Source organism: Aliiglaciecola sp. NS0011-25, from assembly GCF_040370605.1.
GTDB lineage: Bacteria > Pseudomonadota > Gammaproteobacteria > Enterobacterales > Alteromonadaceae > Aliiglaciecola > Aliiglaciecola lipolytica_A.
In genome coordinates this window covers 1-21,970 of record NZ_BAABWR010000025.1, presented here as the reverse complement: position 1 = coordinate 21,970, position 21,970 = coordinate 1, and the positions used below count along the sequence as shown (strand labels likewise).

21 protein-coding genes are annotated in these 21,970 nt (G+C 40.1%); 10 read left to right on the top strand and 11 right to left on the bottom strand.

Annotation, left to right across the window (positions count from 1 at the left end; genetic code table 11):
* Positions 1-6: 6 nt before the first annotated feature.
* Both yihI and ABWV72_RS18295 read right to left on the bottom strand, forming a co-directional pair.
* Positions 7-534: a Der GTPase-activating protein YihI gene (yihI, locus tag ABWV72_RS18300; protein WP_216046784.1), complete on the bottom strand. Its 528-nt coding sequence runs from the start codon at positions 532-534 to the stop codon at positions 7-9.
* A 532-nt stretch (positions 535-1,066) separates the two neighbouring features.
* A complete protein-coding gene (locus ABWV72_RS18295; RefSeq protein ID WP_353372260.1) occupies positions 1,067-1,696 on the bottom strand; it encodes a c-type cytochrome in 630 nt (209 codons plus the stop codon).
* 186 nt (positions 1,697-1,882) lie between these two features.
* On the opposite strand from ABWV72_RS18295, the gene yihA reads away from it, so the two are divergent.
* Positions 1,883-2,503 (top strand): ribosome biogenesis GTP-binding protein YihA/YsxC, encoded by a 621-nt coding sequence (gene yihA / locus ABWV72_RS18290; protein ID WP_303501988.1) that lies wholly within the window; start codon positions 1,883-1,885, stop codon positions 2,501-2,503.
* Positions 2,504-2,975: 472 nt separating this feature from the next.
* On the opposite strand, the gene polA is transcribed toward yihA, so the two are convergent.
* On the bottom strand, positions 2,976-5,756 hold the full coding sequence (gene polA / locus ABWV72_RS18285) for a DNA polymerase I (RefSeq protein WP_216046781.1): 2,781 nt from the start codon (positions 5,754-5,756) through the stop codon (positions 2,976-2,978).
* A 964-nt stretch (positions 5,757-6,720) separates the two neighbouring features.
* Here polA and ABWV72_RS18280 point away from each other — a divergent pair.
* Positions 6,721-8,172, top strand: coding sequence for a TrkH family potassium uptake protein (locus ABWV72_RS18280; RefSeq protein WP_216046813.1), 1,452 nt, complete (start codon positions 6,721-6,723; stop codon positions 8,170-8,172).
* Positions 8,173-8,413: 241 nt separating this feature from the next.
* Here the strand turns inward: ABWV72_RS18280 and ABWV72_RS18275 are convergent, their stop codons facing one another.
* The 7 genes from ABWV72_RS18275 to def all read right to left on the bottom strand — a co-directional run bounded on the left by ABWV72_RS18275 (position 8,414) and on the right by def (position 14,676).
* Positions 8,414-9,157, bottom strand: a complete 744-nt coding sequence (locus ABWV72_RS18275; RefSeq protein WP_216046780.1) for a complement resistance protein TraT — start codon at positions 9,155-9,157, stop codon at positions 8,414-8,416.
* A 64-nt stretch (positions 9,158-9,221) separates the two neighbouring features.
* Positions 9,222-9,512 (bottom strand): hypothetical protein, encoded by a 291-nt coding sequence (locus tag ABWV72_RS18270; RefSeq protein WP_252728753.1) that lies wholly within the window; start codon positions 9,510-9,512, stop codon positions 9,222-9,224.
* A gap of 275 nt (positions 9,513-9,787) precedes the next feature.
* Positions 9,788-10,336: a DUF2780 domain-containing protein gene (locus ABWV72_RS18265; protein ID WP_303501993.1), complete on the bottom strand. Its 549-nt coding sequence runs from the start codon at positions 10,334-10,336 to the stop codon at positions 9,788-9,790.
* Between the two features lie 106 nt (positions 10,337-10,442).
* Positions 10,443-11,822, bottom strand: coding sequence for a Trk system potassium transporter TrkA (gene trkA, locus ABWV72_RS18260; protein WP_216046778.1), 1,380 nt, complete (start codon positions 11,820-11,822; stop codon positions 10,443-10,445).
* 22 nt (positions 11,823-11,844) lie between these two features.
* Complete coding sequence (gene rsmB, locus ABWV72_RS18255; protein ID WP_353372256.1) at positions 11,845-13,158, bottom strand: 16S rRNA (cytosine(967)-C(5))-methyltransferase RsmB; 1,314 nt, start codon at positions 13,156-13,158, stop codon at positions 11,845-11,847.
* A 23-nt stretch (positions 13,159-13,181) separates the two neighbouring features.
* Positions 13,182-14,147, bottom strand: a complete 966-nt coding sequence (gene fmt / locus ABWV72_RS18250) for a methionyl-tRNA formyltransferase (RefSeq protein WP_353372254.1) — start codon at positions 14,145-14,147, stop codon at positions 13,182-13,184.
* 16 nt (positions 14,148-14,163) lie between these two features.
* Entirely contained in the window at positions 14,164-14,676 is a 513-nt protein-coding gene (def, locus tag ABWV72_RS18245) for a peptide deformylase (protein WP_216046775.1), read from the bottom strand.
* Between the two features lie 227 nt (positions 14,677-14,903).
* On the opposite strand from def, the gene ABWV72_RS18240 reads away from it, so the two are divergent.
* The 8 genes from ABWV72_RS18240 to ABWV72_RS18205 all read left to right on the top strand — a co-directional run bounded on the left by ABWV72_RS18240 (position 14,904) and on the right by ABWV72_RS18205 (position 20,947).
* Positions 14,904-15,965: a LysM peptidoglycan-binding domain-containing protein gene (locus tag ABWV72_RS18240; protein ID WP_353372252.1), complete on the top strand. Its 1,062-nt coding sequence runs from the start codon at positions 14,904-14,906 to the stop codon at positions 15,963-15,965.
* A 30-nt stretch (positions 15,966-15,995) separates the two neighbouring features.
* Positions 15,996-17,165 (top strand): DNA-processing protein DprA, encoded by a 1,170-nt coding sequence (gene dprA, locus ABWV72_RS18235; RefSeq protein WP_216046773.1) that lies wholly within the window; start codon positions 15,996-15,998, stop codon positions 17,163-17,165.
* A 1-nt stretch (position 17,166) separates the two neighbouring features.
* Positions 17,167-17,643, top strand: coding sequence for a DUF494 family protein (locus tag ABWV72_RS18230; RefSeq protein ID WP_216046772.1), 477 nt, complete (start codon positions 17,167-17,169; stop codon positions 17,641-17,643).
* A 64-nt stretch (positions 17,644-17,707) separates the two neighbouring features.
* Entirely contained in the window at positions 17,708-18,277 is a 570-nt protein-coding gene (locus tag ABWV72_RS18225; RefSeq protein ID WP_216046771.1) for a DNA topoisomerase family protein, read from the top strand.
* Between the two features lie 80 nt (positions 18,278-18,357).
* A complete protein-coding gene (tsaC, locus tag ABWV72_RS18220; protein ID WP_353372249.1) occupies positions 18,358-18,921 on the top strand; it encodes an L-threonylcarbamoyladenylate synthase type 1 TsaC in 564 nt (187 codons plus the stop codon).
* A gap of 2 nt (positions 18,922-18,923) precedes the next feature.
* Positions 18,924-19,862: an oxygen-dependent coproporphyrinogen oxidase gene (gene hemF / locus ABWV72_RS18215; protein ID WP_216046769.1), complete on the top strand. Its 939-nt coding sequence runs from the start codon at positions 18,924-18,926 to the stop codon at positions 19,860-19,862.
* Positions 19,863-19,868: 6 nt separating this feature from the next.
* Positions 19,869-20,699, top strand: a complete 831-nt coding sequence (gene aroE / locus ABWV72_RS18210) for a shikimate dehydrogenase (RefSeq protein WP_216046768.1) — start codon at positions 19,869-19,871, stop codon at positions 20,697-20,699.
* Entirely contained in the window at positions 20,696-20,947 is a 252-nt protein-coding gene (locus ABWV72_RS18205) for a DUF1488 family protein (RefSeq protein ID WP_216046767.1), read from the top strand. The genes aroE and ABWV72_RS18205 overlap by 4 nt, the downstream gene beginning before the upstream one ends.
* 32 nt (positions 20,948-20,979) lie before the next feature.
* Here the strand turns inward: ABWV72_RS18205 and ABWV72_RS18200 are convergent, their stop codons facing one another.
* The gene (locus ABWV72_RS18200) at positions 20,980-21,519 is read right to left on the bottom strand and encodes a gamma carbonic anhydrase family protein (protein WP_216046766.1); all 540 of its coding nucleotides are present in this window, start codon (positions 21,517-21,519) and stop codon (positions 20,980-20,982) included.
* Between the last annotated feature and the right edge of the window lie 451 nt (positions 21,520-21,970).

Below are 21,970 nucleotides of genomic sequence, written 5' to 3'. Positions count from 1 at the left end.
TATCTCCTATTTAAATTCATCTATGTTAATAGACTCAAAGCGTGCAAAAGGATCGTCTTCTTTACCTTCAACTTGCTTGTCTTTTGCTTCAGGTTCTACATCTATACCTAGCAGTTCACATAATTCTCTATGTCTGGCGAGTTTTCGTTCGACATAACGTTTATCGTCAGCATTCAATGCTATTCCACTATCCATGTTGTCTAGCAAATTATTCAAACGTTCATTATCTTCCAGTTCTGCTAGCTCTTGAGCGGGGGAGAAATATTTCGGTTTACTTGGTTTAGGTTTAGATTTGAATTCCTTCGGCTCTACAATTAGCTGAATAGGCTTTTTACTGCCGATGCGAGGATCGTTTTGCTTCGATTGATTCGGCGCCTGCTGGTTAAGTTCCACGGCGCTATGACGACTTCCCGAGGGATTGCCTTTATGCTTTTTAGGTTTAGTGTTGGTTGGATCTTTGGGCTTTCTTGGCGCCCAACTTTCTTTAGGGACACCAATGCGTCCAACTTTACGTGATTTTTTTACTCTAGCCATAATTGATTGCCATATTAAGTCGATTCTTCATTTTAGCGCATTTTAAACCTACATATACAGATTTAATATGCTTGCTGAATTGGTTGAATCGATTGACTTAATTTGACGTTATAAAGACGCAGATAAGAAAAACGGTAACAGGAACCTGTTACCTTTTAAATATAGAGTGTCTTATGACACTTCTCCCGTTACGTGTTCATCCTAAACCTGTATTGCTTTCCTTGTCTTGCACTTCACTTTTTATTATTGCTAACGAAGTTGTTATATTGTTTTGGGTCTTCCTGACGCTTTATAGTTAATCCATAATTTCCAAAATGGAACCTCAATGAACAGCGGATTGTTATTATTATTAGCTGTTCTAACTTCCCTGACAAACCTTATAAGGTTTGTTAATCCTTCTTTTTATTTGCGCAAAGAATACAGCAAAAAATAAAATTTACAACTTATTTACATCTATTAACAAAAAAAGTGAACCTTTTAGTCTAAAAAGGTTCACTTTTTTGTCGAAATTATTTGTTGCTAAGTAAAAAACTTAGTGTAGTCCGCCTAAATACTGAGAAAGAGTTTCAATGTCTTCATCAGTTAGCTTGGTTGCAATATCTCGCATCATTCCATTTAAGTCATTAGCACGAGTGCCTGCTTTAAACTTCTCTAACTGAGACTTCAAATAAGCTGCTTTTTGGCCGCTAATATCTGGGAATCCAGCTAAGCCTAAGCCATTACCTCTAGGTCCATGACAGGCAATACAAGCTGTGATGCCTCGCTCTAGGTCGCCACCGCGATACAATTCACCGCCTTTTTCCACTACGTCTTCTGGAGTAGTACCAGGTTTTGCTTCCTGGGTAGCGAAGTATGCTGCTAAATCTAGCATTTCTTGCTCGTTCAACAATGCTGCTTGTGAACTCATGACCGGATCGTAACGTCCCTCTGCACCTGCTGTTTCACCACCTAGCTTTAATTCTTTTAGCTGCTTTGCAATGTATTCAGCGTGTTGGCCGGCTATGGACGGATAAATATCCAGAGGGCTATTTCCATCTGCACCATGACAGGCAACACAGCCTTTGCTTGTAACTAACCCTTCACCCGCTTGTGCGTCGCCTTTGGCAAATACTGAAGCAGAAAAACCTACGGTCAAACACACCAACAAACCCAATTTTTTCATAGTGACTCTCAAAACATCTTATGCATTGGTTAATAGAATATCAGTATTTTACACATTTAATGGCGCGATAAAATCATTTCCCGAACAATTGTGTGGATATTTCAGTGTTTTACGCTAATAAATGCAGTTAAATGGTATACTATGCCAGAAATTTACCCCTAATTACCGTTTTTAAAGAGAGTTCGAGTGAGTCATTACAGTCACGCCAAGTTTGTTACCAGTGCCCCAGATATCAATCATCTTGAACAAGACGAGGGCAACGAAGTCGCTTTTGCCGGTCGTTCAAACGCGGGAAAATCCAGTGCCCTAAATCGTCTTACCCGTCAAAAAAGTTTAGCAAGAACCAGTAAAACACCAGGCCGAACACAGTTAATCAATGTATTTGAGATTGAAGAAGGGCGAAGATTAGTAGATTTGCCTGGTTATGGTTATGCCAAAGTACCTTTGGATATGAAACTTAAATGGCAAAAAGCCCTAGGTGAATATTTACAAGTACGCAAAAGTCTTGCTGGCTTAGTGGTGTTAATGGACATCCGTCATCCTTTCAAAGATTTAGATCAACAATTGATTTACTGGGCAGTGGAGCGCAACTTGCCTGTATTAGCGTTGTTAACAAAGGCTGACAAGCTAAAGGCGGGAAAACGTAAAGCACAACTATTAATGGCAAGAGAAGCGTCTATGGCGTTTTGTGGTGACGTTACAGTGCATGTTTTTTCTTCATTAAATGGTCTAGGCCTGGACAACGTTGAAAGAGTATTAGATGAATGGTTGGGTTTTGCTGATAAAGAAAAACCTATCGAGGGTTAATTTACTTTTTAGATAAAAAAAAGCCCCTTCAAAAGAAGGGGCACAGGATAGAGAGAAAACACATAAAAACCGTATATTCAGAGTAGCTCATTTCAATAAAGTTCACCGCTTTGTAAAAAAATTCCTGTTTTATTGATAATTTCAAATTCGAGTTTTCGAAAACTAATAAATTCAAACTGCTCTCATCTTGATTATTTGATGGCTGCGAGTCTATTCAGCATTTGATGTGCAGGCGTTTAATAGCGAATTAAAAAGGTCTTAGTTATAGCTGATAGTGTTAGGCTGGGACGGTTCTAAAAGGCATAAAAAAACCCCAGCAAATTGCTGGGGTCGAAAGCAAAGGTATATCTAACTTAATAAGTTAACCTCTGTACCCTACAAAGCTCATTCTAGCTATGGAATTGAAAAAATCAAATATTTTTGTAATATTATTACAGAAATAATCGGGTTTAGATTAGATTTAAGCACTTTATTAATGCGCTTCATCCCAATTCTCACCCTCTCCAGCCTCTACTATTAAAGGTACTGATAGGTCACAGGCGTTCTCCATCAAGGTTATTATGGATTGTGTGTTTTCTTTTATGTTTTGTTCTTTTATTTCAAAAACAAGTTCATCGTGTACCTGCATGATCATTTGCACATCGTCATTTTTCAGGCTCTCGATCCAATCATCTACCTTCAACATGGCCATTTTAATAATATCGGCCGCGGTTCCTTGCATAGGTGCATTAATCGCTGCTCGTTCAGCGCCTTGTCTTCTCATGCCATTACTAGCGTTGATATCTGGAAGGTATAAACGTCGCCCGAACACGGTAGAAACGAAACCGTCTTCTTTTGCGGCTACTCGGGTCTGTTCCATATATTTTAATACGCCAGGGTATCGCTCAAAGTACAAATTCATGTACTTTTGTGCATCTTGCCTTGGAATATTTAATTGTCTGGCTAAACCGAACGCAGACATCCCATAAATTAAACCAAAATTAATCGCCTTAGCACTGCGCCTTTGCTCTGTAGTAACATTTTCTAGAGCGACGCCAAATACCTCTGCAGCCGTGGCCTTATGCACATCTTTACCGGAAGAAAAAGCGTCCAAAAGCCCTTTATCTTCTGACAGATGCGCCATTATTCTTAATTCAATTTGAGAATAATCGGCTGCGACAATTTTATAACCTTTTCGCGCGACAAAGGCCTGCCTAACTTTTCTGCCTTCTTCGGTTCTGATTGGGATATTTTGTAGATTTGGTTCGGTGGATGATAAACGTCCTGTGGCAGCAATCGCCTGATGATAACTAGTGTGCACTCTACCTGTTCTAGGGTTTATCATCTTAGGTAGTTTATCTGTATAGGTATTCTTTAGTTTGGTTAGCCCTCTAAATTCCATCAAAAGTTTCGGCAAAGGATAGTTTAAAGCGAGTTCTTGAAGTACTTCCTCAGCAGTAGATGGTGCGCCTTTTGGGGTCTTTTTCAAGACCGGCAAATCTAGCTTATTAAATAAAATTTCCTGCAATTGTTTGGTTGAACCAAGATTAAACTCTTCGCCAGCCATTTCATGAACTTCTTTTTCCAATTGCATAATACGAGAAGCTAAATTTTGACTCTGTTGCAATAAGGTTTGACTATCAATTAACACGCCTCTTTGTTCCATTTTAGCTAACACCGATGCCAGCGGGACTTCAATGTCGAGTAATACGTGTTTTAGTGATTCGTGTTCACACAGCTTTGGCCACAACTCTTGGTGCAAGCGTAAAGTAACATCTGCGTCTTCAGCGGCATAAGGGGAAGCTTTTTCTAGCGGTATTTGATTAAAGGTTAATTGTTTAGCGCCTTTACCTGCAATTTCTTCGAAACTAATTGCGTTATGTTGTAAGTAATACTTCGATAGGCTATCCATGTCGTGGCGTGTGGCCACGCTATTGAGGACGTAGGATTCAAGCATGGTATCGAATTCAATTCCGCGAAGTACAATATTGTAATTCGCTAATACATTTTTGTCGTACTTCAGGTGTTGTCCGACTTTTTTATGGGATTCACTTTCCAGCAAAGGTTTGAATTTTTCTAATACCATTGCGCGGTCTAGTTGTTCCGGTGCATCCAAATAGTCATGGGCTAAAGGCAGGTATGCAGCTTCGCCTGCCTTTACCGAAAATGACATACCGACTAATTCTGCCTCCATATAATTTAGGCTCGTTGTTTCGGTATCAAAGGCAAACAATTCAGCTTGTTCTAAACGGCTTAGCCAATCCTCTAATTCGGCTTCGGTTAATATTGTGGTGTAAGCTGTTTCTTCAACTTTTGGAGGAGTATTAACGTCTGTTTCATCTACTGTCGCCGTGGCACTGGCAGATTTATTCGCTGAATTCAGTATACTGCGGCCGTCAGTTGCTTCGGCTAACCAACGTTTAAACTCGTATTCCTTAAACAGCTCTACTAACTCTTCATGTGCCGGTGGTGTGGGGCTGAGTTCAGTCGGTCCAAATTCGAGCTTCACATCAAGTTTAATGGTGGCAAGTTCATAAGAAAGTCGTGCTTGAGTTTCAAATTCACGCATCTTGTCGGCCATTTTCTTAGCGCCTCTAAACTCAAGCTCTGCAATCTTATCTAAATTTTTATAGATTTCATCAATGCTGCCAATACCTTGTAGCAAGCCTAAAGCGCTTTTATCGCCCACCCCTGGAACACCTGGAATATTATCCACTTTGTCGCCTTTGAGCGCTAAAAAGTCGATTATTAAATTGGCAGGTATGCCAAATTTTTCGATTACACCGTCTTTATCCATGATGTGGTTGTTCATGGTGTTAATTAACGTAACGTGTTCATTAACCAGTTGAGCCATATCTTTATCGCCGGTGCTGATCAGGGTAGGGATGCCTTGTTCAGTGGCTTGTTGCGCTAAGGTGCCAATTACATCGTCGGCTTCAACCCCATCTTCAACAATCAAAGGTAACCCCATTGCTTTAATGATGGCATGTAAAGGTGCAATCTGACTTCTCAATTCATCAGGCATGGGCGGGCGGTTGGCTTTATATTCAGGATAAATATCATCTCTAAAGGTTTTCCCTTTAGCATCAAAAATGACAGCCATATGCGTAGGTGAATATTGCTGTATAAGGCTGCGTAACATATTAACTACGCCGTAGATTGCACCCGTATCTTGACCCTTCGAATTGGTTAACGGCGGCATGCCGTGGAACGCTCTAAAAAGATAAGATGAGCCATCTACAAGGATAAAAGGATTGTTTGGAACCGATGCCATAGAAGAGATCCATATTGATTAAGCTGGAAAAGGCGTCAGAATGCCACATAAAGGCTTTAGCATCTACCACCAAAGTTGTGGATAACTTTGTAGATAAAAAGTATCACGCACGGTTAAACGCATCAAAAATAAATCTTTTCAATGTGTTCAAAGCCTTATCGGCTGTACTTTTCGTTATTAAGGAGAAAGAATATCCTTTAACATATTTTTTTTATTATCTTGTGGATAACTTTTTTATTCTAGAGAGCTTTATTGTAAATAGCTTATTCTAGATTGTTGTTTCTAGCATGGGCTGGTTTGTCGTCCCAACTTGATCTAGCAGTTCTTACAGCTTAAAAACCATTAAGATTGTAAAACTGGACTGCTCTAATAAGTTCCATTTATCGCGGCAAATCGACAGATTCTGATTAGCTGAAAATCGAGCAGGGCGGCAATGTACCACATAAAAAACAATAGGGAAGGTTCTGGCTTAAACTATTTTTGAATCAAAACTTGAGGGTTAAAATACACATTTGCATAAGCCACAAAAACAAAGGGCTAGCGTCTAGCGATTTATCAATTTCAAGTTCTTTGTACAGTAAAAATAATTAAAAAATATAACTCGTATGTTAGCGCTTACAAACTTTCGGTTTTAGCGCTGCTTACCTGCCAATGAATCTACATTTTGCATGCTTGGTAGGGGCGGAGATCTATCAAAAATGTTGGTCGTTAGATTTTAACTATTAGTTAAAATGCTCTCAAAAGGGCAGTTTTACCTCAGCCCAAGGTCGCAAGCTCAACAAAAACAACATTTTAAACCTAGATTAATTACAATTAGTACTTTAGATTTGTAAGCTTGCAGATGATAATTGCATAAATAACCAAACATTAAATATACAAGGCTTGGTCTTGTTAGAGATACAACAAATATGAATCCAAATTACCGGTGCGACCAGTGGCCTCAAAAAAGGCCGAATACGCAATGATGCAATACCGCACTATCATTCGTATTCTGGGGTTATTGGTCGCATTGTTCAGCTCAACAATGTTGTTTCCTGCAACTATCTCATTGATTTTTGAAGATGGCAGTGGGCTGCCATTCATACTTGCATTCTTTTTAATCTTATTCACTGGCTTAGCAATTTGGTATCCCAATAGACGTCACCGAAATGACTTACGTGCAAAAGAAGGGTTTTTAATTGTCGTTTTGTTTTGGGTGGTGTTGGCCAGTTTTGGTGCCTTTCCATTTCTGTTGCTCGATCAACCCAGAATGACGGTTACAGATGCGTTTTTTGAGTCATTTTCGGCATTAACGACAACGGGGGCCACCGTTATTGAAGGGATCGAATACCTACCAAAATCTGTTCAGTTTTATCGTCAACAACTACAATGGTTAGGCGGTATGGGAATTATTGTACTTGCCGTAGCTATCCTGCCCATTCTAGGGGTAGGGGGCATGCAGCTTTATCGTGCTGAGACTCCTGGCCCAGTTAAAGATTCTAAAATGACACCTCGGATTGCAGATACTGCAAAACACTTGTGGTACATCTACCTTGCTCTTACCGTAGCTTGTTCAATCGCCTATTGGGTTGCTGGTATGGATTGGTTTGACGCCATTTGTCACTCATTTTCGACTATCGCCATCGGCGGATTCTCTACTTACGATGCAAGTTTAGGTCATTTTAACAGTCCTGTAATTAATCTTATCTGTGTGGTTTTTTTATGGATAGCAGCATTAAATTTCGCCTTGCACTACGCTGCTGCCAGCGGACGTTCGTTGCGAGGATATATTTATGATCCAGAATTTAAGGCCTTCTTTTTCATTCAGTTCGTATTGATTCTGGTGTGTTTTTTGGTTTTGGTAAACCACCAGATATTTGGCACCGCTGAAACCGCTTTTAATCAGGCAATATTCCAAGCCGTATCTATTAGTACCACGGCTGGGTTTGTGACCACTGATTTTACCAGCTGGCCGGTATTCCTACCTATATTATTAATTTTTTCCAGTTTCATCGGTGGCTGTGCTGGCTCAACGGGTGGAGGATTAAAAGTCATTCGCGTTTTCCTTTTATACCTGCAAGGTAAACGAGAAGTTGAAAGGTTGATACATCCCAAAGCGGTATATTCTGTAAAGTTAGGGGATAGACTTATGCCTGAGCGAGTTGTAGAAGCTGTGTGGGGGTTCTTTTCTGCTTATGCGATGATATTTGTGGTCATTATGATCGGCTTGATAGCCACAGGTATGGATAATTTAACGGCGTTTTCTGCTACCGCTGCAACACTAAACAATTTAGGTCCAGGATTGGGTACAGTGGCCGGTACTTTTGCTGATGTTTCTGATTCAGGGAAGTGGTTGTTAATTATTGCGATGTTATTTGGACGACTTGAAGTGTTTTCTCTATTAGTCTTATTCTCTCCAACATTCTGGCGTAGCTAATCTAAAAAGACACATAAACTTTGATAGCTGCGCGGAGACTGATACTAGCAGTCTCAATTTATCTTTTTTCTAGCGTAAAACCGGACCTATGGGTAGATGCTATGTCAACTTGGGATGATGCAGTGTGAGTCTGAGTGAGATAAGAAGCGATGTTTGAATACGTTATTGGGTATACAAAACATCGCTGATTTGAAAAGTATGGTTTAGGCATACACTAGAATCGTATGCCTAGCAGTAAAATTTAGAAAAATGACGCCATTGCATATGCTGTTTTATCAAACATAGTAGGTTGTGCTTCTTCTAACTCTAAATTGGCTTTATTCGCTGTAGTGACTACTCTGGTGCGATATTCTTTTTGATTCGTTGCTTCTGAATAGGTTTGCGTGGTAGCACCATCATCAGATATTTTGGTGTTAATTTTTGAATCTCTGCGGACCAAAACGCCAGAACGTGCACGTTCCTTTATTTGAATATCAGCGACTAATAAAAAAGTCACATCTTTAACAAATGCGTTTGCTGCGGTAGACACTAACCCACCAACAAGACCACCTGCTGCTGCATCACGATAACCACCTCCAGCGGCATAACCTAGCGCAGACCCTGCGGCTACACCTTCAAAACCAGTTCTTAGGTAGTTCGCTGCCGCTGTAGGTGAAGCCTTTTCGAGGTTCCGTACAAACACACTCATTGAAAATTGTGCATCTTCTGGACTGTCTACAAATGAGTAACCATTTCCACTGCCTGAAATTTGCGATACTAATGCTTCACGAAACGCATTTCGGTCAAATTCCATTACTGCAGAACGAACTTCAAGATATATTTTGCGTTTTTCAGGTGCCACAGCATCAACAAAGATTGAGGTACTTAATTTAGTTTGAACATCTAAATCTTTTTTGGCTATTGACGTATGCACAGCCGCACACCCAGACAACATGAGCGTGAGCATTGCGAATATCAAAAAATTGAAGTGTTGATTCCTTTTCATTTTTATAATTACCTTTTTAATGTTTATTAGTATTGTGTGGTGAGGTTAAATAAAAAAACTATTATTAGTAATAACGTCCATAATATCGGTAATAATAACGACAGTTTCGATATTCTCTCCAATTATATCTAAGTAAATCTCGGCAGGTATATCCTGGGCGCCAATTTTGTCCTGAATATTCCGCTGGTTTTACATTTTTTTCTAGCATGCTTTTTATATAAGCATCAACTTCTTCCGGCTTTTCTGCCAAAAATGGTTTAGCCATTACTTCTTTATTTAATTGGGCTTGCATCTTGGCTAATTCGTCTGCGTCTGATTGCGGATCAGACCAACTGAATAGAGGTGTGAATAACATTACAAATATACAAAAACGTGGGAAAGTGACTTTGTTTGAGAAAGTTTGAATATTCATAACTTTCCTCCTTAAAAGTTAAAATACAAAATTAAATACAACGTATTAACAATACTATAGTTCAACATTGTTCATTTTAACACCAGTTTTTGATGAACTTAATGTTAAAATGATTTTTGTCATGCCGGTGAATATCCCTCACCTAACAAGCTTCTATCTTTCAATAATCGCCAGTTAAAAGCAGTATTATTAAAAGATAGAATGGAAATAGATTTATTTTAGTTGCCAGTTTGGCCCATTAAATTGCCGATACCTTGCATTAATAAGTCTTTAGCTTGCTTGCCTTCTTCTGTATCTAGATATGCTTTAGCTTGTTCTACATACTGCATAATCATTTCAGGTTTAAGACCTAGTGCTTCGAATTGTTTTTTCACTTCATTAATGGCTTTAACTGAGTCGTTGTACTCTGCAGCTTTGTCTAATAATGAACCTAGCCCATCAGTACTTTTTAACTCACTTACGTCAGGAGCTGCGCTGATAAGTTCGTTAATGCCTGGCAAAGTTTCAGATAACTGACTAAATTTGTCAGCAGTCAAATTACCTTTTACATAATTAAACAATGAACCTAAGCCACCTTCTGCTTGTGATGAATCGACGTTCAAATTTTCAATTAGGCTGCCTACCATCGCACTCGTAGTTGGCACTGTTTCTTCCGCTTCTTCACTCATTCCAAACATACTTTTTAATGAATCAAACCAGCCTTCGGCATGAGATTGAGCTGAAAAAGTTAATGTAGCAACAGTAAGTAAAATGGCAATATGTTTCATTTTTTTGTCTCTGTATAAAAGTTGAGGGTGTCTCAACAGGTTTAACTGCAATAATAGCGCAAAGTAGCACAACTTATATTAATAAGGATATACAACTATTGTTTAACTAACCAAAAAAGAATGCGCTGGGCTGGAATAATTTTTCCACATCTGAGATGAATTTTTTATCGACTAAAAACAAGATAACGTGGTCGTTCGCTTCGATTGATGTGGTGCTATGGGCGATAATAACTTCATCTTGGCGAACGATTGCGCCTATGGTTGTTCCTGGTGGTAACTTAATATCGCTTATTTTTTTGCCGATAACTTTCGAGGTGTTTTCATCACCATGGGCAATTGCTTCAATGGCTTCGGCTGCACCTCTACGTAATGAGTAAACATTGACTATGTCACCACGTCGGATATGGGTAAGCAGAGCAGATATCGTCGCTTGTTGTGGTGAAAATGCAATATCAATTTCGCCGCCTTGAACCAAGTCAACATAAGCACTTCTTTGGATCAATACCATGGCTTTTTGTGCACCCAGTCTCTTGGCTAACATGGCCGACATAATATTTGCTTCGTCGTCATTCGTTACCGCTATAAAAGCGTCAACTTGTTGCACATTCTCTTCTGTCAATAATTCATGGTCGGAAGCATCCCCACAAAAGACGATGGTTTTATCCAAATGTGCTGATAAGTATTTGGCTCGCTCTTGGGAGTATTCGATCAGTTTGACGTTATGATTGTGCTCTAATCGTTTAGCCAGTCCGGCGCCAATTAAACCTCCGCCAGCTATCATAATTCGTTTATAACTTGACTCTAATTTCTGCAGTTCGCTCATCACTGCTCTAATGTGTTTAGTTGCAGCGATAAAAAACACTTCATCATCGGCCTCAATGACGGTTGATGCCAACGGTCTTATTGGTTTTCCACGACGATAAATGGCAGCCACCCGAGTTTCAACATTGGGCATGTGTTCCCGCAGCGTAGATAACGCGTGACCTACTAACAGGCCACCGTAATACGCCTTAACGGCGACTAAGCTTGCTTTACCATCGGCAAATTCCACGACTTGTAACGCACCTGGATAATCAATCAAGCGCTTAATCGCTTTGGTGACTAATTGTTCTGGAGCGATTAGGTGGTCTACAGGAATATCTTGATGGTGAAACAATTTATCTTGATGAATAATATATTGTTCGGAGCGAACTCGAGCAATTTTTGTGGGTGTATTGAAAAGAGAGTGGGCAACCTGACAGGCCATCATGTTACTTTCATCACTGTTGGTAACAGCGATCAACATGTCTGCATCTTCGGCACCGGCTTTTGCTAAAATATCAGGGTGAGAGCCAACACCGTGTACTACGCGCAAATCCAGTCGGTCTTGCAACGACCGCAAGGTATCTAGATCTGAATCAATTACGGTAATTTCGTTTTTTTCACCTACCAAGTTTTCGGCTAATGTACCGCCTACTTGACCAGCACCTAGAATTATAATTTTCATGATGTGTTAATTTCGAAACAATTTACTTTGCATTAGAAGACTTTAGCAGTCTCGCATAATAGAAACCATCCATTTGTTTTTCTCCGGGTAGAATTTGTCTTCCTGGGAAAGGTGTTTTAGACGGATTGCTCAATTCACTGAGTGTAGCATCTGCATTGTTTTCTAAGAATTCACTGATTTGTAGGTGATTCTCTTCAGGTAAAATAGAACAAGTTGCGTACAATAACGTACCGCCTGGCTTTAATATTTGCCACATGGCTGTGAGTATCTGCTGTTGTAAACCAACCAATGCTTCAATATCCGCATTTTTACGCAGCCACTTAATATCTGGATGACGTCTTATAACACCTGTTGCTGAGCAAGGGGCATCGAGTAGAATTCGGTCAAATAACTGGCCATCCCACCAACTACTGGTATCAAGCGCATCGGCAGCGACTAATTCTGCATCTAATTTTAGGCGCGTTAAATTTTCTCGTACTCTATCTAAGCGCGAGTCATCAATATCTAAGGCTACACATTTCTGCAAGTTTGCTTGGCGTTCCAATATATGGCAGGTTTTCCCACCTGGGGCTGCACAGCAATCTAATACTAGGTCGCCTTCTTGAGCATCTAAGTAACTCGCTGCTAATTGAGCTGCACCATCTTGCACTGCAAATAGACCTTGTTGATAACCAGGTAACTGAGTGATGTCTTGGCTCTTTGAAAGTATCAATCCATCGGTATGCTCTTCACTTAGCTCGTAACCAACTTCTTGTTCTTCTAACAGGCCCTTGAATGTGTTGATATCGGTTTGACGGCTGTTGACTCGTAACCAGATTGGCGGTCTTTGCTGCATTGCACTGCAAAGCTCTTCTAATTGTTCGGGGTACGCTACTTGTAGCCGCTTGAATAACCACTTAGGCAGGCCTGAGCGTATCTGCGGATCTTGAATAACTTGCTGCGCTAACTCCTGTCGAATAAAGTTGCGCAACAATGCGTTTACCAAACCTTTTAGCGGTTCAACTTTTAGTTGTCGTGCTGCCGCTACCGTTTCAGAAACCGCAGCATGGGTGGATACTCGGGTAAATGCCAGTTGATAAAACCCCAGCATGATCAAATGCTCAGCAACTTTGTATTTATTTTTTAACGGTTTATCTAATAATAGCCTTAACCAGCTTTGCAATACCGGTAGTTGGCGCAGTACGCCGTATACCATCTCTTGCAACCAGGCTTTGTCTTTATCTGAATATAACTCTTGGACTTTGGGCAGGGATTCCCGAGAAGACTGACCATTTTCTAAAATTTGATAAAGTACTTTTGCCGCATCAGCTCGCAATGTTTTATTTGTCTTGGTCACTCTTTTCTCATTGGATGGGGTACTCACGAGAGGGATTGGCCTGTTACAAACCAATTTTTCCTAGCATTTACTATGTCTGCTACTGTCATCGGTTTTTTTCCGGGGATTTGCAATTTAGTTAGTAATAAATTGTTTTCACTTGTGGTTATTTCAATACCTTTTTTGGTGACCGAAACAATTTTCCCTGGTTGTTCACTATTCACATTACCTGTATTGATTAAGCTTGCTTCCCAAAGTTTGATGGCAATTGGCTGTTCACTTTCCTCAGGGGTTAGTTCGAAGTAGGCCACGGGCCAAGGATTAAATGCTCGGACATTGCGTTCTATTTGCTCTGCCGTCATTTGCCAATCAATTAATGCTTCTTGTTTGCTGAGTTTTTCAGCGTAATTGGCAAGTGCATTATCTTGTATTTCTGGCTCAATGTTTTCAATTTTAGCTAAACATTCTAGCAATGCATCTGGGCCAATTTTTGCCAATTTATCGTATAAGCTAGCGCTGGTATCCGAAGGGCCTATTGGTATTGCTTTTTTAAGCAACATCGCACCGGTATCTAAGCCCTTATCCATTTGCATAATAGTCACACCCGTTTGCTCGTCACCCGCCCAAATCGAGCGTTGAATAGGTGCAGCGCCGCGCCAGCGAGGTAATAAAGAACCGTGTACATTTAAGCAGCCTAATCTAGGCGTATCTAAAACGATTTGCGGCAAAATCAATCCGTACGCCACAACAATCATAATATCTGGTTTTAATTCAGCTAATATTTTTTGCGCTTCGGGTGCTTTTAAAGACAATGGTTGTTGAACATTAATGTTGTGTTCTAGAGCCAATTGTTTAACCGCACTTGCTTGCAGTTTTTTACCTCTCCCAGCCGGACGATCAGGTTGACTGTATACGGCTAGAATATTATGTTCTGAATCAATTAATGCTTGTAAATGTTGTGCTGCAAAGTCCGGAGTACCGGCAAACACTATGTTCAATTTTTTGCTCAATGTAGCACTCCAAACATCAAGATGCGCGAGCGGCAAGACGCGCTTCTTTTTCTAACTTACTGCGGATACGCTTGCGTTTTAATGGCGACAGGTAATCTACAAATAACTTACCCTTGAGGTGATCAAGTTCATGTTGAATGCATATTGCTAACAAGCCATCCGCCTCCAAGGTGAATTCTTTACCTTCTGCATCTAACGCTTTTACGATTACGTGTTCTGCACGTTCTACTTTTGCATAATTATTAGGTACTGATAGACAACCTTCTTCACTGATGGCTTCTCCATCCATTTCAATGATTTCAGGATTAATAAATACTCGCGGAGTATTTTGGTCTTCAGAAATATCCATAACAACTACACGTTTATGTACGTCCACTTGCGTGGCGGCAAGTCCGATACCGTTTTCTTCTCGCATGGTTTCGAACATGTCTTCAATTAACTTGGTTATTTCTCCGTCGACTTTATCTACAGGCTTAGCGACTGTTCGAAGTCGTTCGTCGGGAAATTTTAATACGTTTAAAATGGCCATCTTGATCTTCAGCTACACTATACTTTGGTGAATATAAGGTACATTTTTAGAAAAACTGTACCTAGGGTCAGTATTAATTACTATACGGTTCAATAAAATACGCTATTGAATCATTTAAGGCGCTATTCTAGCCTAAATAGAATTAAAGTTCGATCAAGCAAATCAGTGTTTAGGTCGATACTTAACAACAAGGTTCGCTGCATGATGAGGTTGGTATGGGCAAAAGATTGAGTAAACTTCTGGTAATGCTATTGTTTTTACCATTGGCAACAATTGCAGACGTAATTAATATTAAGCAGACTGCACCGCAAGTTTATGTGGTGAAAAAGGGCGATACGTTGTGGGATATATCGAATATGTATCTAAGCAAGCCCTGGTTATGGCCTGAGTTATGGCGCAATAACGTACACATCAACAATCCCCATTTAATTTATCCTGGTGACGAATTACGTTTAAGGTATAACGAACAAGGCGAACCTATTCTCGATATTGTCCGTGATGACCCTAAGCCGCAAATCAAACTTTCTCCAGAAGGGCGTAAAGAGTTGAAAACAGTGCAACCGATTAATACGTTGCCCTGGAGTATTATCCGACCATACATTGAAAGTAGTACCATTATGGATGAAGAGGAGTACGAGCAGCTTCCCTACTTATTGGGAAATCAAGATGGAAATACAGCATTTGCTTCAGGTGACTTAGTCTTAACGAAAGCTGATTCGGATACGCCTGAGCAATATAACGTGGTCAGAAAACAAAATGAGCTTCGTGACCAATATGACAACCTGCTTGGTTTTCAAATTCGTCATGTCGCTGATGCGACGCCATTGGAAAGTGATGTCGAAGGTCAACATCTAGTAAAAGTGGAAGATGCCAATTTTGAAGCAAGGCGAGGCGACAAACTGCTTCCAAGTGAAGCTATGCAAATGGGGAGTATGCGATTAAAAGCTGCAACCCGTCAAAAAGGCAAAATTATTAGTAGCTTAGAACAGCATCAACTTCTTGGTAAGTATGATGTTGTAATACTTGATTTAGGCAGCCGCAAAGTGAAGCCAGGTACTGTTTTAGGTATTTACGTACAAGGCCCGAATATCCAAGTTAGTAACGATCCAAAGTACGATGGTGAAAATAGCTTTATTGATAATCTTTTTGACGGCAGTGATGAACTGCAACAACCTGCGATTAAAGTTGGCGAGGTTGTAGTGTTCAAAGTGTTTAAAAAAGCAAGTTACGGATTGATTACCCGTTCGACAAAAACTATCCGCGAAGGAGCTATAGTCGCTAAACCGTAAAATATAATGCAATAAATTTAAGGACAGATCATGGCACAGGAAGTGCGTCACTGTGAACAAAACCTACAGGCTGATATAAAGCGCCCTAAGGACACCGAGGAAGCATTGCGGAGTTGGTTGATTCTTGACCAAATTCCTAACTTCGGTATGGGCAAACTCAAAAAATTTCAGCATGTTTATAACCTATCTGCTGATTCTCTATTAACTTATTCGAAGTCACAGTTGGCTGATTTGGGCTTTGATTCTGCTCAAGTGCAGGCTATAACTGCCCCTGACTTACGATTAGTTGATAAGGAGCTTAATTGGTTAGCTGCAGAGCGCTCGCGATTTGCTGTTTACCCTGAACACCCTGACTTTCCCTTTTTATTATCTGAAATCGCTAGACCACCACTGATTCTCTTCGGATGGGGCAATAAAAATTTACTTGCCTCCAATCAAATTGCCATGGTTGGTAGCCGTAATCCAAGTCATTACGGTAGAAACTGCGGATTTGACATTGCTTCTGGGCTTGCTTCGCATGGAATTACTATAACCAGTGGTTTAGCAATGGGAATTGATGCTTGCGCCCACCAAGGAGCCTTGAGCGCTGGTGGAAACACTTTGGCTGTATTAGGTAGCGGATTAGATAATCTTTACCCTAAAAGAAACGTTAAGCTAGCCCATGACATTATTCAGAATGAGGGGGTAATTTTGTCTGAATTTAGGGCGAGTACTAAACCCACACCTCACAACTTTCCTCGCAGAAATAGAATTGTTAGCGGATTATCCCTTGGTGTATTGGTGATAGAGGCCGCGATTAAAAGTGGCTCATTGATCACTGCAAAATATGCAATAGAGCAAAATCGCGAAGTATTTGCTATTCCCGGTAATATAAATAACCCACTTAGTGAAGGTGCGCATTTATTGATCAAACAAGGCGCCAAACTCGTATCAAGTCTGCAGGACATAATTGAAGAATTTCAGAACGTTAATTCTTGTGTTCTTACGGAATATTCTAAAAACAGTGAAAAAAGTCCAATTGAAAGCTTGGCAACCGACAAATTGTTAGATAGTGTAGATCATGACGTTACTGCGTTAGACGTCGTTATACAACGTAGCGAGATGCCGATTAAAGTCGTATTGGCGCAATTATTAGAATATGAGTTGCGTGGTTTAGTAGCCTCAGTATCTGGAGGCTACATCAAATTGAGGGGTAAATAATATGTTCGATATCCTCATGTATCTGTTTGAAAATTTCATTCACAGTGAAACTGAAATTCGTGTTGATCAAGATGAATTGACCGACGAACTCGTGCGCGCTGGATTCCATCATGATGAAATCTACAAAGCGTTATCGTGGTTAGAAAAGTTAGCCGCTTTACAAGAAACGGATATCAACCCGTATTTTGTTAAATCCGGTGGTGCTTTAGTTAATCGTATTTATACCCAAGAAGAAGAAATGCGATTGGATGTGCAATGCCGTGGTTTCTTGATGTTTTTAGAGCAGATTAATGTTTTAGACTCAGCAACAAGAGAAATGGTGGTTGATAGAGTAATGGAGATAGACTCTAAAGAATTCTGTCTCGAAGACTTAAAGTGGGTTGTGCTGATGGTACTCTTTAACGTTCCTGGTAAAGAAAACGCCTACGCTCAAATGGAAGATCTTTTATTTGAAGAGCCAGAAGGCCCCTTGCATTAAATCTCAGGTAGTAAAATCTGTGGCAATAAGCCACTGCAAATTGAAGCAAATGGCATGATCGATTATGTCTAAGATCGATCACACTCTTTTTGCCGCTCATGAACACGCACTCGATGGAGATTTTGGTGTGTGTCCTGACTGCGGCGCAAAACTCCAAATTAAACGTGGCAAAAATGGTGCTTTCCTAGGCTGCAGCCAATATCCAACATGTGATTTTGCTAAGCCCTTGCATGACAACGCAACTGTAGAGCTAAAACAAATTGACGGCTCTAAATGTCCTGACTGCGGTATGACCTTAGCGATTAAGAAAGGACGATTTGGTTTATTTATTGGTTGTACTGGTTATCCAGATTGCCACCATATCGAAGCTGTTAAGCAACAAAAGGACATCCACATTGCCTGTCCGTCATGTAAAACAGGCAAACTAATTAAACGCACAAATAAATTCGGTAAAAGTTTTTACGCCTGTGATGGCTACCCAAAGTGTAAATATGTTTTAAATTCGCAGCCGGTAGACAAAGCCTGTCCTAAATGTCATTGGTCAGTTTTAATAGAGAAGAAAGCGGACGGTCAGGTTTATTATCAGTGTCCACAAAAAGATTGCGGTATCAAGGTTCCTATTGATAGCAAATAAGCTCATTTCGTTCTGACGTCTTTCCACATTATCTCATTTGCATTACACTCCACGTCTGATTTTTAAGTATCCCTAGTCAAATGGACATAAGTCAAAATCCACAAAATTTTAAGCAGCAGTTTTTTGCTGGCGAAGTTTTTGCGTATCCCACCGAAGCAGTTTTCGGTCTGGGCTGCGATCCAACTAATGAAGCGGCAGTAATGAAATTGTTGGCGTTAAAAAATAGAAGCCTGGAAAAAGGCTTGATATTGATTGCCAGCAGTAAACAGCAACTAACCCAATATGTGAACTTTTCCGCCATCAACCCAGAGATACTTGCTGAGGTTAAAAACTCTTGGCCTGGGCCAAACACCTGGTTACTACCTAAACAACAAGGCACACCAGACTTTATTACCGGAGGCTCTGATTTGGTAGCTGTTCGGGTGAGTGATCATCCTGTGGTTAACCAAATGTGTGAACAAGTTAACAGTGCAATTGTATCGACAAGTGCGAATTTAAACGGTGAACCACCGGCTAAAACATGCGAACAAGTCTATGCGCAATTTGGTCCCTCCCTACTGTGCGTGCATGGGACTTTAGGTAATCAAAAAAATCCAAGTCAAATCCGTAATGGCATAACCGGTGAAACAGTAAGAGCAAGTTAAATATGAACTCAAAAAGTACTCCCGATATAGATGCAGTAAAGCGCTTTTTACTGAAACTACAAGATGATATTTGTCATACCCTAGAATTAGTTGATGGAAAAAAACAGTTTAAACAAGATAATTGGCAGCGTGAAGAAGGTGGCGGTGGCCGCACTCGAGTTCTGACCAATGGTCAAGTAATTGAACAAGGTGGAGTTAACTTTTCTCATGTGTTTGGAACCCAGTTACCCGATTCTGCTACTGCCGCTCGACCTGAACTAATTGGCCGCAGTTTTCAAGCAATGGGTGTGTCCTTAGTTATTCATCCAAAAAATCCTTACGTGCCAACATCTCATGCCAATGTTCGATTCTTTATGGCTGAGAAAGAAGGAGAAGAACCCGTTTGGTGGTTTGGTGGTGGTTTCGATTTAACCCCCTTTTACCCGTTTATGGAGGATGTACAGCATTGGCATGGTGTGGCGAAACAGGCTTGTTTGCCATTTGGGGAAGGGGTGTATGAAAAGTATAAGGAATGGTGCGACAGATATTTTTATATCAAACACCGAAACGAAACCAGAGGGGTTGGGGGATTGTTTTTTGATGATCTCAATGAGTTAGGTTTCGAACAATCATTTGAATTTATGAAGTCTATCGGTAATGGCTTTCTTGATGCTTATATACCTATTGTTGAAAAGCGTAAAGAAACCTCTTATTCGGAACGAGAAAGACAATTTCAATTATATCGACGAGGTCGTTACGTTGAATTTAACTTGGTATATGACCGAGGAACATTATTTGGTTTACAAACCGGTGGAAGAACAGAGTCTATTTTAATGTCTATGCCCCCGTTAGCTCGTTGGGAATATAATTTCCAACCTCAGTCAAATACACCAGAAGCTAGACTCACTGAAGAATTCCTTAAACCACGCGACTGGTTAAACGAACAAGACAAAGGGAAGTAATAGATTTTGGAAATAGACAAATATGCTGTGTTTGGTAATCCGATAGCACAAAGTCGTTCGCCACTTATTCACCAAACGTTTGCTAAGCAACGCAATGAAATTATTGATTATCAAAAGATTTTAGGTCAAAAGGGAAATTTCTCAGCCAATTTAGATGAATTTTTCGCCGATCCTAATGCTAAAGGTTGCAACATAACCAGTCCTTTTAAGCAAGACGCAGTGGAATGGGTTACAGAGCTTTCTCCTGCAGCGGTAAAAGCTGGCGCAATCAATACGATTATTCGCTTAGATGAAAATCGTTTCAGAGGTGAAACCACTGATGGCCCTGGCTTAGTCTTGGACTTGAAACATCAGCACTTTGACTTTACTGACACGCGGATTTTATTAATTGGTGCTGGTGGCGCGGCGAGGGGAGTGATTCTTCCTATCTTAGAGCAAGGCGTTAAAAATATTACGATTGTGAATCGTACAAAAGAAAAAGCCGCAGAACTTGCTAACTGGTTTGCTAATGAACAGGTTTGTGCTGCAGATTTTTCGGAACTAAATACTAAATTATCACAATCTTTTGATTTAATAGTGAACTGCACTTCTGCGAGCTTAAGTGGTCAATTGCCTGATCTATCTGACAATGTGCTGTCGCAAGCAACTATGGTTTACGACATGGTTTACCTTTCAACTCCAACTGTTTTTGTAGAACGAGCCAAAACACTAGGAGTTACCCATACGAGTGATGGCTTAGGTATGTTGGTCGGACAGGCCGCCCATAGTTTTAAATTGTGGCGCGGTTACATGCCAGACATTGAACCGGTAATGCAACAGATAAGACGTATGTTATGAATCAGGCTATTCAAATAGTGGATGGCTTTGAATATGATGAGCGATATAAAGGACTCAAAATTATCGCTATAAATAACGGTGCATTAGTAAACTGTTATATTACCGAAGTGACACAACAAGAAGCGGAAGCATTTTATGCTCTTCATCAATTTGATTTCGAAGAGCATATAAGTTTGCTAATAGAACAAGAAGAGTTTAATCAAAACGGTGATATATCGTTTTCTAAATCTGAACTGCCACTTAACTAAGTATCAGTTCTTAGTTAATTCTAAAGTCGCGCTTAAACTTCAGCTAAATATTCATCTTTAGTCACTAAGTAATTGTCTGCGGAAACTTTTAAGAATGCTATTTCAGCTTCAGATAGTTTTCGAGCTTGTTTCGCCGGGCTGCCAACATATAAGAAACCACTTTTTAAAGTTTTATTTGGTGGCACTAAACAACCTGCACCAACAAACACATCATCTTCGACTATCGCGCCGTCCATTATAATTGCACCCATACCGACCAATATACGATTTCCCAATGTACAACCATGCAGCATACATTTGTGGCCTATGGTTACGTCGTCACCAACAATTAATGGATATCCGTCTGGGTTATTAACGCTGGAGCGGGTAACGTGTAGCACTGTACCATCCTGAATGTTAGTTCTATGACCAATTCGTATACTATTCACATCACCTCTGGCGGCGACTAATGGCCAGATACTCACTTCGTCCCCACAAACTACATCGCCAACTATGACACTGGAATTATCAATATAACACTTAGCTCCAAACACTGGAGTCATTCCTTTAAACGATGAAATTGGTTTTTGCATGTCGTTGTTACCTATATGAAGCGACCTTTGTTTATTAGGGCAATACTAACATTGTTTTTAAAAATCGTCCTTTACCGGTTAATAGTAGGCAGTATTAAAGTCTTCTTATATAAGTGTTATAAAACTAAACGTATTTATTTAGCAGTGATGTAGCTGTTTTGAGCCAGTATTATTTGGTGTTGTGCTTTATAAAGATTTTAAAAGTTTTGTAAAACTAAGTAATAGGAAGCTTATTCAACTCTGTACCACTGTTCTCTGTTTACGCTTCAATAACTAGAAACGCATCGTCTAAAAAGCCTAAAGATAGGAATAACCAAGCATTAGTTTTAAAAAGCTTCTCTAACCGCTAAGCGAAACACTACAAAAGTCAGCTCAAATAATCAGCAAATAAGCAATAATTGACGCAAAAATAAGCAAACAAACGGATTTTTCAATTTATTTTAAAATAGCC